The organism is Dyadobacter sp. CY323, assembly GCF_021390245.1.
In the GTDB taxonomy this organism is placed as follows: Bacteria; Bacteroidota; Bacteroidia; order Cytophagales; family Spirosomataceae; genus Dyadobacter.
Genome location: NZ_JAJUXH010000002.1, coordinates 415,531 through 432,795 on the forward strand (window position 1 = coordinate 415,531; position 17,265 = coordinate 432,795).

Annotated in this window: 19 protein-coding genes; 14 read left to right on the forward strand and 5 right to left on the reverse strand. The window is 44.4% G+C overall.

The window, feature by feature from the left end; genetic code table 11:
• The first annotated feature begins 23 nt into the window (after positions 1-23).
• The 4 genes from LZG72_RS05145 to LZG72_RS05160 all read left to right on the forward strand — a co-directional run bounded on the left by LZG72_RS05145 (position 24) and on the right by LZG72_RS05160 (position 4,057).
• Positions 24-818, forward strand: a complete 795-nt coding sequence (locus LZG72_RS05145; RefSeq protein ID WP_233868380.1) for an SDR family NAD(P)-dependent oxidoreductase — start codon at positions 24-26, stop codon at positions 816-818.
• Between the two features lie 50 nt (positions 819-868).
• Positions 869-1,705 carry a Bro-N domain-containing protein gene (locus LZG72_RS05150; RefSeq protein WP_233868382.1) on the forward strand — a complete coding sequence of 279 codons (837 nt, stop codon included), beginning with the start codon at positions 869-871 and terminating at the stop codon, positions 1,703-1,705.
• A gap of 63 nt (positions 1,706-1,768) precedes the next feature.
• Positions 1,769-2,578 carry a ThuA domain-containing protein gene (locus LZG72_RS05155; RefSeq protein WP_233868385.1) on the forward strand — a complete coding sequence of 270 codons (810 nt, stop codon included), beginning with the start codon at positions 1,769-1,771 and terminating at the stop codon, positions 2,576-2,578.
• Between the two features lie 36 nt (positions 2,579-2,614).
• The gene (locus tag LZG72_RS05160) at positions 2,615-4,057 is read left to right on the forward strand and encodes a Gfo/Idh/MocA family protein (protein WP_233868388.1); all 1,443 of its coding nucleotides are present in this window, start codon (positions 2,615-2,617) and stop codon (positions 4,055-4,057) included.
• A 90-nt stretch (positions 4,058-4,147) separates the two neighbouring features.
• Here LZG72_RS05160 and LZG72_RS05165 read toward each other — a convergent pair whose 3' ends face one another.
• On the reverse strand, positions 4,148-5,008 hold the full coding sequence (locus LZG72_RS05165; protein WP_233868890.1) for an AraC family transcriptional regulator: 861 nt from the start codon (positions 5,006-5,008) through the stop codon (positions 4,148-4,150).
• A gap of 260 nt (positions 5,009-5,268) precedes the next feature.
• Here LZG72_RS05165 and LZG72_RS05170 point away from each other — a divergent pair, with 260 nt between their 5' ends.
• From LZG72_RS05170 to LZG72_RS05200, 7 genes are all read left to right on the forward strand, one after another.
• On the forward strand, positions 5,269-5,700 hold the full coding sequence (locus tag LZG72_RS05170; protein WP_233868391.1) for an META domain-containing protein: 432 nt from the start codon (positions 5,269-5,271) through the stop codon (positions 5,698-5,700).
• Positions 5,701-5,863: 163 nt separating this feature from the next.
• Positions 5,864-6,688: a sugar phosphate isomerase/epimerase gene (locus LZG72_RS05175; protein ID WP_233868892.1), complete on the forward strand. Its 825-nt coding sequence runs from the start codon at positions 5,864-5,866 to the stop codon at positions 6,686-6,688.
• A 223-nt stretch (positions 6,689-6,911) separates the two neighbouring features.
• Entirely contained in the window at positions 6,912-7,169 is a 258-nt protein-coding gene (locus LZG72_RS05180) for a hypothetical protein (protein ID WP_233868394.1), read from the forward strand.
• A complete protein-coding gene (locus LZG72_RS05185; RefSeq protein WP_233868396.1) occupies positions 7,147-7,359 on the forward strand; it encodes a hypothetical protein in 213 nt (70 codons plus the stop codon). The genes LZG72_RS05180 and LZG72_RS05185 overlap by 23 nt, the downstream gene beginning before the upstream one ends.
• On the forward strand, positions 7,356-7,571 hold the full coding sequence (locus LZG72_RS05190) for a hypothetical protein (protein ID WP_233868398.1): 216 nt from the start codon (positions 7,356-7,358) through the stop codon (positions 7,569-7,571). Before LZG72_RS05185 ends, LZG72_RS05190 begins: the two co-directional genes overlap by 4 nt.
• 63 nt (positions 7,572-7,634) lie before the next feature.
• A complete protein-coding gene (locus tag LZG72_RS05195) occupies positions 7,635-7,847 on the forward strand; it encodes a hypothetical protein (protein ID WP_233868399.1) in 213 nt (70 codons plus the stop codon).
• A 125-nt stretch (positions 7,848-7,972) separates the two neighbouring features.
• Positions 7,973-8,236: a hypothetical protein gene (locus LZG72_RS05200; protein WP_233868400.1), complete on the forward strand. Its 264-nt coding sequence runs from the start codon at positions 7,973-7,975 to the stop codon at positions 8,234-8,236.
• A gap of 93 nt (positions 8,237-8,329) precedes the next feature.
• Here the strand turns inward: LZG72_RS05200 and LZG72_RS05205 are convergent, their stop codons facing one another.
• Entirely contained in the window at positions 8,330-9,760 is a 1,431-nt protein-coding gene (locus LZG72_RS05205; protein ID WP_233868401.1) for a glycoside hydrolase family 125 protein, read from the reverse strand.
• 136 nt (positions 9,761-9,896) lie between these two features.
• Positions 9,897-10,448: a GNAT family N-acetyltransferase gene (locus LZG72_RS05210; protein ID WP_233868402.1), complete on the reverse strand. Its 552-nt coding sequence runs from the start codon at positions 10,446-10,448 to the stop codon at positions 9,897-9,899.
• A 223-nt stretch (positions 10,449-10,671) separates the two neighbouring features.
• Between LZG72_RS05210 and LZG72_RS05215 the strand changes: the two genes are divergently transcribed.
• The 3 genes from LZG72_RS05215 to LZG72_RS05225 all read left to right on the forward strand — a co-directional run bounded on the left by LZG72_RS05215 (position 10,672) and on the right by LZG72_RS05225 (position 16,632).
• Positions 10,672-11,796, forward strand: a complete 1,125-nt coding sequence (locus LZG72_RS05215; RefSeq protein WP_233868403.1) for a Gfo/Idh/MocA family protein — start codon at positions 10,672-10,674, stop codon at positions 11,794-11,796.
• Between the two features lie 140 nt (positions 11,797-11,936).
• Positions 11,937-15,689, forward strand: a complete 3,753-nt coding sequence (locus LZG72_RS05220) for a PVC-type heme-binding CxxCH protein (RefSeq protein ID WP_233868404.1) — start codon at positions 11,937-11,939, stop codon at positions 15,687-15,689.
• Between the two features lie 67 nt (positions 15,690-15,756).
• Positions 15,757-16,632 carry an AraC family transcriptional regulator gene (locus LZG72_RS05225; RefSeq protein WP_233868405.1) on the forward strand — a complete coding sequence of 292 codons (876 nt, stop codon included), beginning with the start codon at positions 15,757-15,759 and terminating at the stop codon, positions 16,630-16,632.
• Positions 16,633-16,635: 3 nt separating this feature from the next.
• Here LZG72_RS05225 and LZG72_RS29405 read toward each other — a convergent pair whose 3' ends face one another.
• Positions 16,636-16,938 (reverse strand): type II toxin-antitoxin system RelE/ParE family toxin, encoded by a 303-nt coding sequence (locus LZG72_RS29405; protein WP_409017659.1) that lies wholly within the window; start codon positions 16,936-16,938, stop codon positions 16,636-16,638.
• Positions 16,920-17,144 (reverse strand): hypothetical protein, encoded by a 225-nt coding sequence (locus LZG72_RS05230; RefSeq protein ID WP_233868407.1) that lies wholly within the window; start codon positions 17,142-17,144, stop codon positions 16,920-16,922. The genes LZG72_RS29405 and LZG72_RS05230 overlap by 19 nt, the downstream gene beginning before the upstream one ends.
• Between the last annotated feature and the right edge of the window lie 121 nt (positions 17,145-17,265).

Sequence of the window (17,265 nt, forward strand, 5' to 3'; positions counted from 1 at the left end):
ACACGATCTAACCATTGATTTAAATGTCAGAATTGCAAGAAGGTATTTCTAACCAAGACACACGGAATGTATTTTCACTAACCGGCAAACTGGCGCTCATTACCGGCGGAGGAAGCGGGATCGGACTCAACATTGCCCAATGCATGGTGAAGGCAGGGGCAAGTGTTGTCATTACCGGACGTCGGGAACCGGTTTTGCAGGAAGCAGTGGCTTTATTGGGTGAAAAAGCGCATTATTTTGTGAATGACATTACGGACCTGAAATCGTTACCTGCGCTCATAAAAGACATCGAATCCGAGATAGGCGAGATCGATATTTTGATTAATAATGCGGGAATCAATATGAAAAAACATGCCGTAGAAGTCACTGATGAGGATTTTGACAAAATCATCCAGACAAACCTTCACGCCGTTTTTTCCATTACCCGGGAATGCGGAAAAAGAATGATCGACCGGAAACGGGGTTCCATTATCATGATCACGTCAATGGCGGCGCTTTACGGAATTGATCGCGTAGTAGCTTACACGGCATCCAAATCAGCAGTCGGCGGAATGGTGAAAGCACTCGCGACAGAATTTTCTCCATTTAACGTAAGGATAAATGCGGTCGCTCCCGGTTTTATAGAAACCCCCATGATGCTCACCGCCATGAACGGCGATCCATCGCGCAGGGATAAAGCCATGGACCGTACCCCCATGGGAATTTGGGGAAAACCCGATGATATAGGCTGGGCAGCCGTTTTCCTGGCCTCCGAAGCCGCGAAGTTCATTACCGGCGTTTCGTTGCCGGTTGATGGTGGAAACTCGATTGGGTTTTAAGTGGAGATAAGTAGTCTCAAATGTATTTTAACTAAACACTATACACCGAAATGGAAAAAGGAATCAAGCTTTTTGAACAACAAAAAATCAGAAGTCACTGGGATGAGGAAAATGAAAAATGGCTGTTTTCGATCGTTGACATTGTAGCCGCACTAACTGAAAGTACAAATCCGCAGGTTTACTGGAGAGTCTTAAAAAAACGTCTTTCAGCGGAAGGAAATGAAACCGTTACAAATTGTAACGGTTTGAAAATGGAAGCAGCCGATGGCAAAAAGAGAGTGACAGACGTGGCAGATACAGAGCAAATGCTGCGACTAATCCAGTCAATCCCTTCTCCAAAAGCGGAACCATTTAAGCTGTGGCTAGCCAAAGTTGGAAGCGAAAGAATTGAAGAATCAGAAAATCCTGAATTGTCCATTGACCGGGCGATGGAAGCTTATCTTCAAAAAGGGTACAGCAAAGAATGGATTAATCAGCGCCTCAAAAGCATCGAGGTCAGGAAAGAGCTGACAGACGAATGGGACAATCGTGGAGTAAAAGCCGGGAAGGAATTTGCTACACTGACTGACATTATTACGCAGGCTTGGAGTGAAAAAACGGTTAAAGAATACAAGCAGTACAAAAACTTAAAAAAAGAGAATTTACGAGATCATATGAGTAATCTTGAACTCGTACTCAATATGCTCGCAGAAGCGACAACGACGGAAATATCAAAAGAAAAACAACCGGAAACTTTTGAAGAAAACAAGGCAATAGCAAAAGCAGGAGGCGAAATTGCTGGAAATACCCGGAAAGAAATTGAGTCAAAAACAGGTAAGAGTATTGTCAGCCGTTCAAATGCCAAAGAACTATCAGAAGGTTCTGAACCAGATGATATGCTTCAATAAACCAAAATAGAACACTTAAATCCAACAAGAATGAGTACAGTTATTCGATTAATAGCAAGACCGATGTTTCTAATTTTATTCATCACACTAGTTAATTTTAATCCAATCTTCGCCCAAAAAGTCAAATGGAACAAGGTAAAAGTGCTTGTGTATACCCGGAACGGTAAAGGATATGTGCACGATAATATTGCCAAGTCTGTCGAGGCGATTCAGGCGATTGGGAAGCAAAATGGTTTTGTGGTAGATTCGACCAGTGATGCTTCGAAATTTACGGATGACAATTTGAAACAATATGATGTCCTGTTTTTTTCAAATACCAACAATGACGTGTTTGATACGGATGCGCAGCGGGTTGCATTAATGCGGTATATGCAGGCAGGAGGAAATTTTGTTGGACTGCATTCAGCGTCTGGGACCGAGCGGAAATGGAAATGGTTTAAAAATATGCTTGGCGGGACATTCTTCTGGCATGAGCCGGGACAAAGTTTTTCAGTAAAAATCCTTGATCCGAAAAACCCTTCACTGGCGCATTTACCTCAGACCTGGAAACGTGAAAAAGATGAATTTTACTTTGTCAAAGAAATGGCTGTAAATCTGACGGTACTGGCTGTAAATGATCATACTACCATCCAAAAACCCGCTGGAAAAGCACTCGACACATTTGGCACTGTCTTTCCGTCCGTTTGGTGGCATGAGTACGATGGCGGCCGGGCGTTTTACTCTTCACTCGGGCATCAAAAGGAAGATTATGACACGGTAGAATTAAGAAAACATCTTCTTGGGGCCATCGAATTTGCAATTGGTCCGCAAAAGCCCCGGAATTACAGCAAAGCCTATGCGACTAGTCCGCAGGATGAAGTTCGCGTTAAATAACACGTTCATTAGTCGTCCATTCTAACTTTGAATACAATGAAAGACAATCACCAGGAAGTCAATCAGGACAGAAGATCATTCATAAAAACGGCTGCGACCGGAACTGCAGGCATTATTGCAGCATCTATGTTCCCAACCATTGTTCCGTCCAGTGTTTTTGGCAAAAATGCCCCCAGTAACAAGATCAATATCGGACAAATTGGTTTCGGCCGGATCGGTTCATCGCACGATTTACCCGAAGTAATTAAGAATGAGGCGGCTCACGTGATCGCGGTTGCAGATCTTGATAAAAACCGGCTGGCAAACGGAAAGGTTTGGATCGAGAAAAAATACGCGGAGCGGACTGGAAAGGAAAAGTATCTGGACGTTAAGACATACGATGATTATCACGAAATTTTAGCCAGAAAAGACATTGACGCGGTAATCATCAGTACGCCAGACCATTGGCATGCACAGCCTGCCATGGAAGCTGCGATTGCCGGCAAGCATATTTACATGCAAAAACCAACTTCGCTGACCATTAAAGAAGGTCGGATGATGGCGGATACGATCAAAAGGAAGAAGGTGATTTTTCAGCTGGGAAGTCAGCAGCGTTCGATGAACCCGTGGCCGCAATTTAAAAGGACTTGTGAACTGGTAAGGAATGGTCGCATTGGGAAATTGAAAAAGGTATATGTTGGTCTACCAGGCGATCCGGCTGGGGGAAATACGGCTCAGATGCCGGTACCTCCCAATTTAAATTACAACATGTGGCTGGGTTCGACTCCGGAAATTTACTATACATTAGATCGGGTACATTCTCAAACAGACCCACTGAACGAACGTCCGGGATGGCTGCGTCTGGAGCAATTCGGCGCTGGTATGATAACCGGCTGGGGCTCCCACCACATCGATATTGCGCATTGGGGCATGGATACCGAACTTACCGGACCGATTGAAATTGAAGGCACAGCCAAATTCCCTGCGAAAGGTTCAGGACTTTGGGATGTTCACGGAGACTTTCTTGTGAATTCCAAATACGCGAATGGCGTGGAAATGGAAATCGGGGGAACAAACCCAAATGGGATCAAATTTGAAGGAACCGAAGGCTGGATTTTCGTTTCCCGCGGCAATGTAGGTGTAACTGCTTCTGATCCAGGTGCCGCGGCGGCGGCCAAAGAGAACAAAGCGTTTTATGCCAGCGACCCGAAAATTCTGGGATCTGTGATCGGCGCGAATGAAATACATCTTTATGAAAGTCCGGAACAACACCAAAACTGGATCGAAAGCATTCAAAGCGGAAAACAAACGATCAGTCATGCCGAAATCGCGCAGCGTTCGTGCACAGCTTGTCTGCTCGCTCACACGGCCATGAAACTACCCGGACAGAAATTGAAATGGGATCCTAAAAAAGAAGATTTCATTGGTAACAAAGAAGCCAGCGCGACGCTATCACGTGCGCAGAGAGCGCCGTTCGGGACGAATTACGTGAAGGGGTAAGGAGTGAAATGTGAGAAGTAAAATGTGAGATGATTAGGAGTAGACTTGGTAAGTCTATAAGACTTGCCAAGTCTAGGGCGTATTATCTTCCTAATAATTCCCTTTATACTCCCTCGGCGTGTGGCCAATGTATTTTTTGAAGTTTCTATTAAAGTTTGACAAAGAATCAAATCCACTATCATACGCAATCTGCGCAATCGTCCATTTATCTTCTAAAAGCAACTTGCAGGCGTGGCCGATGCGGATTTCATTTACAAAATCAATGAAAGTCTTGTTTGCCCGTGCCTTAAAATAGCGACAAAATGCCGCCTCGGTCATGCCCGCCAGTGACGCCACGTCGCCCAGCCTGATTTCCTGGTAAAAATGCTGCAAAACGTAATTATGCACTTTTTGCATTCGTTCCGTCTCCGAAACTTTGTACGTATTTACATATCCATAACTGGAAATCGGCGTTCCGCCTGGTTCGTGCGCGAGTTTATCGAGGAGAGTCAGTAACTGCAAAATGCTTTTGAAACCTTCGGTGTGGGTCAGCGACATGAGCTCGTTTCGAATGTGTTCGCGTTGAGCGCCTTTATATTCAATTCCTCTTTTTGATTCAAGAAGAAGCTGCTTTAATGCCAGCATTTCTGGCCTGTCCAGAAAATCTTTTCCCAGAAAATCTTCCTGGAAATACAGTACAACGCCATGCGTCAAAAGTGTGGATCCCTGATCAAAATACGCTGAATCGCTGCGCCATAAATGGGGTACATCGGGTCCAAGAAAAACGGTATCGCCTGGACCAAAAGTTTGGATGGAATCCCCGATCAGACGTTTGCCGGTTCCTTCCAAAACCGTAAACAATTGATAATGCGGGTGGAAATGCCAGTTGGGATCAAAATGAGGAGCTTTGAGCTCTTGCACCGTGACGGTACGTACCTGGCTTTCGATATTTTTATGAATGGGGGCCTTCATAGAACTGTCTGTATTTTCACCAACATCTTTCTGATTTGCCAAAAATAACATCAAAATACGGTTATTTTAAAGTACTATGCCAATAATATTCAATTAGTGAACGGTGAAAGATTGTGACGTTTTCATCGTTGTATTATTTACAAACCCAACCGGTAAACAGTGGCATACTTTTTTACAAAACGTCTGCGCTGAAAAGGTTTTCGTTACAACCCTTTTTGCCAGTACCACGTCCTCAATTCGTTATTCTGACAATCACCATCATGAACAAAAATTTTGCACTTCTGACACTTTATATGCTCGTTTTCGCGCTCCTGACCGGATGTGGAAAAACGACCACAATCAACAGTAACATGGAGCTTACTGGTAAATGGCAGCTCGAAAGCATCGTGCAGGACGGACAGAAACTTACAAAGCCTAGTCCCGCCAAAGGTCAAATGGATATCAGCTTGTTTTTCAAAGATAAAGGCGAGCTAGAAGGCACTTCATCAACAAATTATCTCACAGGTTTTTACGAAACGGCTCAGCAGAATACGATACAACTTGGCGGCGGCGGCACGGAGCGGGCCGAAACTGCTTGGGGCAATACCTTCGTGAATGCACTGCCAAATGTTAACCTTTACGATCTCAAACAAAACACGCTGATACTCTATTACGAAAACAACAACCAGCTCATTTTCGCGAGAGCACAGTAAAACTGATATGGATTTTATATTAATGGCAGTTTCCTTCCCGGGAGCTGCCATTTTTTATGAATATCAATTTAAAACCAATACCCGTCAAATCGTGTAAAATAATAGGTATCTTTTTGCACTAAACTTGCAAAACATAGTAACTCGCCTGAATGGCCGCAATCTGATGAAATACAGCATGAATCTTCTCCTTTGGGGGAATCAAATCGATGAAAGCCTTTTTCCTACCCTCGAACTGATCAAAGAAATCGGGTTTGACGGCGTGGAAGTACCCATATTTAATCCAAATCCGGAACATTGGTTTAGCTTCCGTAAAAAGCTGGATGACCTTGGTCTGGCTTGCGAAACAGACACGATCTGCGGCCCCGAGCAGCATCTGATCAGCCCGGACCCAGCAATGAGAAGGCATACTGTAAACCACCTCAAAAGTGTACTCGACTGCACACTGGTTTTGGGCGCAACGAAGTTAATGGGCCCATTTCACTCCGCATTAGGCGTTTTTACCGGCAAACCGGCCACCGAAGAAGAGTGGCAATGGGGCGTGGAAGGTATCCGCGAAGTCGCAGATTACGCGGAATCTCTCGACATCACATTAGGGCTCGAATACCTGAACCGTTTTGAACTTTACCTCACCAGTTGCGGCGATGAACTGATCCGTTTCGTGGACGATATCAATCATCCCAACTGCACGATCATGTTCGACACATTTCATGCCAATATTGAAGAGAAAAACATTGGTGACACCATCCGCAAAGCCGGCGACCGGATCTCGTTCATTCAACTTTCCGAAAACGACCGTTCAACGCCCGGCAAAGGAAATGTAGATTGGGAAGGTGTCTTCAAATCCATAAAAGACATTAAATACGACGGCTGGCTGAGTATTGAAGCATTCAGCCCGAAATTACCGGTCGCTAATATCTGGCGGAAGATGTTTGATTCCGAGGAGCAATTAATGCGGGATGGGTTGGCGTTTATTAAAGGGAATATTTAGGGAGGATTGGTAGATGTTGGTGAGAACACCAACATTGGCGTCAAACTCGGCAAAACCGAAAAAATATGGAATTTCAACTCCATGTTTTTTCGGTTTTTTAATAATTAACTGAATTTAAAACAGTTATGTCAATCCTTAAACTTTTCCTGACCGGCAAATAAACCAATCCAGAAACTGAATTTCTTATTTCTGATTTTTAAGGAATCGAACATTTTTCAACAATATGGCCGCATCAAAGAATAAATACCGAGTGACGAACAAAAAGATGTACAATATCCTGCTTGCCGAAGTAGACGTGTTAATGAAGAAAGGCTCAGCAAATGTAACTACAGAAGAATCCGCAGAAATTCTCGCTATCGCACTCGCTTTACAAGCGTATGATCTAAAACATTATCCAATAACGGCCCCGACCACTTTGGAAGGAATTATAGAACTCAAAATGTACGAAAAGCGCTTGAATGAAAAATTTCAGTTCGATTGAGCAGGCCTTTGAATGGTGGCTCACTAACATTTATCCATCACTACCTGCTGAGATCAAAAAAGGAAAACTTACATACGCGTGGAGAGATTTCACTTACAATAGAGGAATATCACATACACGAATGAAAGAAATACTCTCAGAATATGGAGAAATCGAGATCCAGACATTAATTAAATACATACCGAAGTGATTATCAGATTCTCATCAATTGACGAAGCCTTCAAATGGTTTTTAGATAACACATATAAACAACTCCCGGCAGACCAGAAAAAAGGAAGATTAACTTATGCCTGGCGGGATTATACGCACAATGGAAGCATTTCAGAGAAAAGAATGAAGGAAATACTTGAAGAATTTGGCGAAGTAAAAGTGAGAACTGAGGTTTGCTATAAGCCAGCTTGAATAATATTTAAAAGCAAAAAAATAATATTTTGGAAATTATCCACAGAATCATATATTTGTCATATGAAGAAGTTCTCTTCCCTTGAAGAAGCATTTGAGTGGTGGCTTAAAAATATTTACCCAGCTTTACCGGCAGACGTTAAGGTGGGCAAATACATAAATGGCTGGCGGGATTACACTTATAACAAAGGAATATCCCGAAAGCGTATGAAAAATATATTATCCGATTTTGGCGAGCTAGATGAAAAGACACTAATTACATTCAAGTTAAAATAAAAAAATTTCGTGCCATTATTTGGAAAAGTTCCACAGTTTGGCAAAAAGAAAAAACCCGGAGTACGGTCTGAAAACATTACATCCGGGTTGAGTTCAATCAATTACAATTAAACTTTTACAAAACTATGAACAAACAGCAAGAATCAAAATTAGAAGATGAAGTTAACGATGCTGAACACGCACTACCCAATCAACTGCAAATCGTGCAGGAATTTTTCCGACGCGATAGTGCAAGTGAAATGATTGAATCGCTTCATATGCTGGTGGAGGATTTTCTATTTATGGAGAATCTTGCTCGGGTAACACCGGAAATGCGGGTTCATATTGTGAATAATCTTCGGACGGCGACTTTTATAGCGAAGTTGGCGCGGAAAGGGAGCTGCCCGTGATAATATAGAGGCCAGATGCATGTTGCCGGTGACAACACCGGCAACGGCATTTGCTGGTGACAACACCAGCAACGTGCATAACGGCATGCATATCTAGTAAACTTTCGCCAACAAATGCGGCCGCTCTTTTTCCAGCTTCAAAATCAACTCCCCGAATAACGTATTTACCCACGCGAACCACTTCCGCGTAAACTTGGCGTCGTCATCCTTATCAAAAGATTCATGCATGAAGCCGGTGTGGTTATGCGTCGTTTTTAACAATTTCAGCTGAGCCTCAATTTCCATGTCGTCGGTCGAAGTGATTGCTCGTGCGATGATGCCCATTGGCCAGATCTGGTTGATCAAAGTATGCGGACTACCCAAACCTTCGCCTGCTTTTCCTTTAAAGAAGTAGGGATTTGAGTCACTTAAAACGAATTTCCGAGTATTGATGTAGATCGGATCTTTCACCGACATAGCACCCAGATACGGCATACTGATCAGCCCTGGAATCCCGGCATCGTCCATTAATAAATGGTTGCCGAAACCATCCACTTCAAAAGCATATATTTTGCCAAACTGCGGATGATTGTAAATCGCAAATTTCTTCAATGCAGCATCCACCTCGGCAGACAAGGCTTTGAACTCCCCAGCCAACTTGGAATCCTGGCCGGTTTTATCCAAAATCTCAGCCACTTCTTTAAATGAAACGACCGCGAAAAAATTGGAAGGAATGAAAAACGGATACACCGCCGCATCATCCGAAGGGCGGAATGTACTGGCGATCAACCCATTTGGCTTAATTGGATTTCCATACCCATTTCCGGGAACGGTATCGGTAGACCAGGAAGTAACCCTGCCAAACTTATATGGACCTGCATTTTCCTTCCTTTGTTGTTCTTTACACGTTTTCAAAACCAGCCCCATTGCTTTCACCCAATCGGCATCGAAAGGTTTAGTATCGCCGGTGATTTTCCAATAGTTATAAGCCAGACGGATCGTGTAGCAAAGCGAATCCAGCTCCCACTTGCGCTCGTGCAGCATGGGTTTCATATCGGTTGCATCTTTCGTCCATTCACTTTCCTTCGGACGGTCGTAAAATGCATTCGCATATGGGTCGATGAGAATGCATTTCGTTTGCCGGTTGATGAGGCCGGCCACCATGTCTTTCAGCTTGTTATCTTCTTTTAAAAGAGGCAGATACGGCCAAACTTGCGCGGTACTGTCGCGAAGCCACATCGCGTCGATATCGCCCGTGATCACAAAAGTATCCGGCTTTCCGTCGGTCATTTTGTAATGGACGGTGGTATCAATCGTATTTGGAAAACAATTCTCGAAAAGCCACGCCAGTTCCGGATCTTTGATTACTTTTTTCATCCGAACGATCGTCGCTTCGACCGCCGGACTTGTGAAACTGCGTTTGTCCGCCGGAATACGGACTACCGGAAAATCGGCATTTGAGCTTTTGGCAAAACTCCACTTGGAAGTAACGGCCCCGGCCACTGCCAATGCACCGGTTTTTAGAAAGGTTCTCCGCTGAAACATATTATCTGAGTGAAATGTGAGTTCTTAAAATTTTTAAAGAAGCAATTTATGCAAATTCCCACACTTCCTTTTAACTAGGTTGACCTTCACAAACTACATAATCTGAATTACCGAATCGAATATTGAACCCGTAAAACTAAACCTGCCGAATCATGTGAAAATAGCGATGTCCCATAAAATCCTTTTCGCCACCAACCTCAAAACCCAGTTTCTCATATAGTTTTTTGGCTTCCGGATTCACTTTATCGACGATTAGCCCGGCACGTGAAAAACCGAGGTCGGCGGCTCTTTCACAAAATGCAAGGATCAGTTTTTTCCCAATTCCTTTTTCCTGCTGATTCGGATCAACACAAACACAATCGAGGTAATATTCACCGGCATCGGTTTCGTCGTCCGGGTTAAAATCCGGCATTACTTCTCTCAATTTATCCAGTACCGGCTGTCTGAGCTTGTGCAAAAGGGCTCCGTCATAGCTCGTGGCAGATCCGATCACGCCCGTTTCATCTTCGAAAACCAGCGTATTGGCATAACTATATTGGTTATCCGGAGCTTCGAAAAACGATTTTACAAATGGGATCGCATCTTCATGATTTTCGGATTGCGCGAAGATGCCCGCAATGTGGCCCAATGCAAGTATAAGTAGCGGCGCGACCGCATTAGCGTCTTCGGGAGTAGCTGGCCTGATCATTATTGTAGCAATTTTTGCTTGAAATATTTTATTTAGATGAAATAATGGTCAAAATACGTTCAGTAGTAATCAAAAGACGTAAAGTTTTTAGCATTATTTTATTTTAAAATTGTATTCTCAATCCTTGTAAGAAATGGCGGGTGATCTCTTTTAACTTAAACTTCAAAAGACATTCACCGCATTCCAATAAACCATTGACCAATAAATAATTAACGTTTTAAATATGTCTCAAAAAATTAATGTTGCGATTGTAGGTCTAGGCTTCGGAGCTGAATTTATTCCCATTTACCAGCAACATCCCAATGCGAATATGTACGCCATTTGTCAGCGTACCGAATCAAAACTGAATGAAATTGGTGATCAATATGGCATTGAAGTGCGCTACACAAGTTATGACGACCTTTTAAATGATCCTAATGTCGACGCGGTACACATCAATTCCCCGATCCCGAACCACGCAGAGCAGACATTGAAAGCATTGCGCGCCGGAAAACACGTGGCTTGTACGGTACCCATGGCGACGAGCGTGGAAGATTGCATCGAGATTGTGAAAGCGACCAAAGAATCGGGCAAGAAATATATGATGATGGAAACCGTGGTGTATGCGCGGGAATTTCTGTTTGTGAAAGAGTTATATGAAAAAGGTGAGTTGGGGAAAGTGCAGTTTTTGAAAGCAAGCCACCAGCAGGATATGGAGGGCTGGCCCGATTACTGGCCCGGTTTGCCGCCAATGCATTATGCCACCCATTGCGTTGGACCGGTTGCCGGTTTATTAAAGCTTGAAGCTGAGTACGTTTCCTGCTTTGGCTCGGGCACGATCAGCGAAGATCTTGCCAAAATCCATAACTCGCCATTTGCAGTTGAATCGGCGCATATTAAGTTCAAAGACAGCGACTTGTCGGCTTATGTTTACCGTTCATTGTTTGATGTAGCGCGTCAGTATCGCGAGAGTTTTGAAGTTTACGGAAGCAAAAAGTCGTTCGAATGGCCGTTGATCGAAGGTGAAGATCCGGTGATCCATACTGCCAAAAAACCAGAGCACGAAATTCCTGAAAAAGTAAAGACACCGGATTATGCCCATTATTTGCCGGAAGAAATCCGCGGATTTACAGGTCACGGCGTTTATAACCTGGATGACAATGCGCATTTATCGTTCGTACAAGGCGGCGGCCACGGAGGTTCTCATCCGCATTTAGCGCACGAATTTATTACCGCATTGATCGAAGACCGCGATCCATTCCCGAACGCATGGCAATCCGCGAATTGGACAAGCGTAGGGATATTAGCGCATGAATCGGCGTTGCAGGGCGGGGCGATAATTCAGTTGCCGGATTTTAAGAATGTTTGATAAAACAGCGTAGCGCCGAGCGGGTAGCGCCCTTCGACTGCGCTCAGGGTGACAACTTCTTTTGTCACCCTGAGCGCAGTCGAAGGGAAACAAGCAGAATGCCCCAGACAACAAAGCAACAACAAAAGACAACCAACTCAATGAAAACCAAAGCGTTATCCTTTATCCTTAGTATTGTCCTGCTCGGATGTGCTTCTCAGCAATCGTCACAAAACGCTGCTTTGAAAAGTACTTCTGCGAAGGAAGCAACGAAAGGGCGCCGTCTGGAAATTCTCTTTATGGGGGATAACGGGCATCACAAACCTGCCGAGCGACTGCCGCAATTAATGGCCGCATTAGGTCCGAAAGGTTTCAATTTTACTTATACCGACGATCTGAACGACCTCAATGCCGAAACCCTCAACAAGTACGACGCATTGATGTTGTATGCAAACTGGGATTCGATCGCGCAGCCGCAAGCAAAAGCCTTGCTGGATTACGTGGCGAGCGGAAAGGGTTTTATTCCCGTGCATTGCGCGTCATATTGTTTCCGCAATAATCCCGACGTGGTGAAATTGATGGGTGGACAGTTCTGGCGACATACGTTTGACACCATTCAGCCTGTCTGGACAAAACCCGACCATCCTGCCATCGCCGGTGTAAAGCCATTTAAGACCATCGACGAAACGTATCTGCACACTTTATTGCAGCCGGATAACATCGTTTTGACGGAGCGTACCATCCAGAAAGACCAGGAAAAAGACAAACCTGGCGTTCAGAAAGAACCTTATACATGGGTGAGAACGCATGGAAAAGGACGTGTTTTTTACACAGCTTATGGTCATGACGAACGTACCTGGGCGGTTCAAGGTTTTCAGGATTTATTAGAAAAAGGAATACTTTGGGCAGTAAATGATGACGCGAAAGCCTCTCTTGCTGCATTGGCTCCCAAGCCATTTGAATACCGCGAAGCCAAACTTCCGAACTACGAGCAACGTCCCGGCCCGCAAATGCAACAATTGCCACTTTCTCCGGAAGAATCTATCAAACACATTCAGATCCCGGTGGATTTTACTCTCGATGTTTTCGCACACGAACCTGACGTCATGCACCCGATCGCAATGACCTGGGACGAGCGCGGAAGGTTATTTGTATTAATCACAAAAGATTATCCCAACGAAAGAAAAGACACGGGCGGCAGCGATTACATTCTGATTTGTGAGGATACCAATAAAGACGGTAAAGCCGATAAATTCATCAAATTTTCCGACGACCTGAGCATTCCAACCGGTCTTGTATTTGCAAATGGAGGGATCATCGTGTCGCAGGCACCGCATATGTTGTTTTTACAGGATACCAATGGGGATGATAAGGCGGACGTGAAGAAAGTTCTCTTCTCAGGGTTTGGCACGGGTGATACACACGCCGGACCTTCCAATCTCCATTATGGTTTTGATAACTGGATCTACGGTTCAGTGGGTTACTCAGGTTTTAAAGGAAGAGTTGGTAAAAGCGATTCGCTGGATTTTGGTCAGGCACTTTTCCGTTTCAAACCGGATGGTACCGATATGGAAGTGGTTGCCAAAACTTCTAATAATACCTGGGGTTTGGGCTTTAATGAGTCTGGTGACCTTTTCGGATCGACTGCAAATAACTCGCACGGCTGGTATTCTGCCATTCCAAACCGGTATTTTGGGAAAAGCAAAGTCGATAACGGAAGCCGCAGTACGGATACGCATAAAGACATGCAGCCGATCACGCCGAAAGTTCGTCAGGTGGACGTATTTGGCGGTTTTACAGCTGCGGCGGGACATAATTTTTATACGGCCCGCGCTTATCCTAAAAAATACTGGAACAAAGTCGCATTTGTTTCCGAGCCAACCGGCCACGTTCTGCATCAGAATGTGATGGTTCAAAAAGGTACTGACTTCGAAGATGCATTGGGTTTCAATTTGTTGGCGGGTGCCGACGAATGGGTTTCTCCGGTTTTTGCAGAAGTTGGCCCGGATGGGGCAGTTTGGGTGGCGGATTGGTATAGCTTCATCATTCAGCACAATCCAACTCCAAAAGGATCGGAAAACGGGAAAGGGAATGCATATGAAACTGATTTGCGCGATTTTACCCACGGCCGTTTGTATCGCATTGCCTGGAAAAACGCTCCAAAATACACGCCGATCACATTAAGCAAAGATCGTCCCGCGGAACTGGTTGCAACCTTGAAAAACACCAATATGCTTTGGCGCAGACATGCTCAACGATTGCTTGTGGAACGTGGAAATAAAGATGTTGTACCTCAGCTCATTGCTTTGGTTAAAGATAAATCGGTTGATGAAATCGGACTGAATACTGCCGCTATACACGCACTATGGACTTTACACGGACTGAATGCAACGTCCGATCCACAGGTTATAGCTGCTGTTACCGAAGCTTTGAAACATCCTGCTGACGACGTCCGCAAAACGGCTGTCCAGGTTCTGCCCCGCACGCCGGCTACTGCGCAAACCTTGCTTTCGGCGGATGCATTGCATGACAAAGAACCTTTGGTAGTACTGAATTCTTTACTCGCGTTTTCCGAAATTCCATTGACTGCGGAAATTGAAACTGCGGTTTTAACATTAATGGACACTTACAAAGAAGCCGACGATCGGTGGATGCCCGATGCTTTTGCTGCAATTCTGAATTCGCATGATGGTGCATTACGTACCAAATACCTGGCCCAGCGCGCAGGAAAAGCTTCTTCGGTTGCTACCGCGCAAAAAGCCGAAACGTCGAAACCAGACCACTCAGCGATGAACCACGATTCGCACGTTGGTCAGACTGCGCCGATCCAAGGCTCGGCAGAACTCGCGATCACGGGAATTAAAATTGAACCTGCGACACCTTATGTTCGTGAATATGCCAGAGTAGTGGTTGAAATAACGAACCAGGGAAGCGTTGCAGTTCCGAAAGAACTTGTTCCGGTCGTGAATGTAGGAATCAGAAGCAGATCATTGAATACCAATTACGTGAGCCGCCAGCTTACCAACGGCATTGCTCCCGGCGAAACTATTAAGCTTACCGAGGGAAATAATGGCCCGTGGCGTGCTGGATTTGGTTTTACATCCGATGAGGCTGGAAAAGTAACGGTAACTGCCACCGTAGATGTAGACAATGTTGTCCCTGAAAAAGACGAGACCAAGAACAATACATTAAGCAAAACATTCGAGGTGAAGCGCCTCGATCGCCTCTCGGACTTCGCATTGGAACGTGCCACGCGTGGATATACCTCTTATGCAACGGGTGACGAGGTTGTCGGCCTGATCAAAACGGCTCAAACGCTTGATCCGCAAGGTCGTAATGCGATAATGAAAGGAGTGCTTGGTGCCTGGAACCCGAAACGGAAAGAGTCTCCAAGTGCTGAAAACACCAAATTCCTGGCTTCATTGAAAGGTCAGGTTACGGATGACCTAAGCAGCAAGCTGACTCCATTCCTGGAATCTTACGGGATCAAAGAGAATGTCGTGGCTGATCCGAATGTTCAAGTAGTTCAGATCAAGGCAATTCGGGAGGAAATGAAGTTCAGCGTGACGGAGTTCAAAGTAATGGCCGGGAAAACCGTTGAGCTGGTGTTTGAAAATCCGGATGCGATGCAGCATAATGTGGTGATTGGAAAACCTAAGTCATTGGAAATCATTGGTGCAGCTGCGGATAAAATGATCACAGCCAAAGATGGGGCTGAAAGGAATTACGTTCCGAATATCCCTCAAGTATTAGCCGCAACGCCACTGGTTAATCCCGGACAAACTTTCCGTTTGAAATTTGTAGTACCTGATGTAGTTGGTGACTATCCGTTCGTATGTACTTTCCCGGGCCATTGGAGATTAATGAAAGGTGTGATGACGGTTGTAAAGGAGCAGGCTGTTTTAAGTAAATAAGAAATTGAATCGACGAGACCTGGCAAGTCTTGCAGACTTACCAGGTCTTTTTATCTAAAACGGGTAAATGAAAGTCGTCCAATTCACCATTCCGGTCCCGAAAGAAAGTACGATTGTGGTGCAGGATAACATTCTTCCGCATTACTACAATCACCTTCACCGTCATCGTGAGGTACAGATCGAATGGGTCGTGGACGGTTCGGGGATTCTCATTGCAGGGAACTATATGCAGCGTTTTGAGGCCGGGGATGTGTATATCATCGGGCCAAACCAATCCCACATTTTCAAAAGCGACGAGTCTTATTTCAATCAGGAAGAACCGAGGCAGATCCATTCCGTTTCCATTTTCTTCGACCCCATTTATTTATCTCAAAACATTCTCAGCCTGCCGGAAATGACCGGGATCAGGAAGTTTGTAGGTGGACTGCATAACGGTTTTCAGATCTTCGAACCGGATCATAAAATGATCAAACAAACGATCACCGAAATTATGCAGCACAGAGATAGTCTACGGGTCGCATCGTTTATCTCATTACTACACCATTTTTCGACACGGGATCTGAAACCTTTGGCTACTAACAACAGCGAGCACAGGATTTCTGAAGTAGAAGGTATCCGGATGGACCGCATTTTCCAATACCTTATGAGTCACTATAAACAGCACATTTCTCTGGCAGACATCTCCGGGATTGCAAGCCTAACGCCGCAGGCTTTCTGTCGTTATTTCAAAAAACACACCGACAAAACCTTTGTCGCATTTCTGAACGAAGTAAGAATCAATGAAGCCTGCAAGATTATCCTTTCAGATCAGTTCAATGGCTTTTCAGAGGTTAGCTACCAAACCGGGTTTGATAATGTGACGAATTTTAACCGGGTTTTTAAGAAAACGACAGGCATGTCGCCTAGGGAATACCAGAAAGGGTTTATTGAAAGGTTGGGGTGACTTTCATTTTGAATCGATTCGATCATTTGGATTTTGCCTAAAATCCCAGATCGACAAAATAAAAAGTTGTTTACGAGTAAATCGATATATGATCCCATAATGATGAAATGGGAATAAATATGCTCCTTTTTGTTCTGTCTGACGACCGATTCGAGGAAACAGCACGATGAGCTTAATCCGATAGTTAACTTCATTGAGAAGCCACCGGGAATAAACCGTGCTTTGATTTCTTTCTGTGTAAAATTCAAGAATGGAACGTATTTCATTTGAGGCCCTGGTGGTCCAAACTATCGTCCGTTTATCCATTCTGACATTTCATGCATTACTTGTTCGTGAGGAATTACATTGCCTTTCCTGATATCATCCTCCGATTTTTCTATGGACTCAATCATTTTGGCGCTCAATGGGTACAGATTATCTTGAAGGTTGGAAATGATCATCTCCAATTCTGATAGAATAGCTTCATCCTGAATTTGGTTGATTTTGCGAACAATCCTTTCCTTCACTTCCATATCCTAATTTTTCATATCTCGTTTCTAAATATACATTCTTCATTCGTGAATGACAAAAAGGAACTGGTTATCTCGTTCGACGAAGTTCATCTAAATCACTGATAAAATAGCCTTTTCTTAC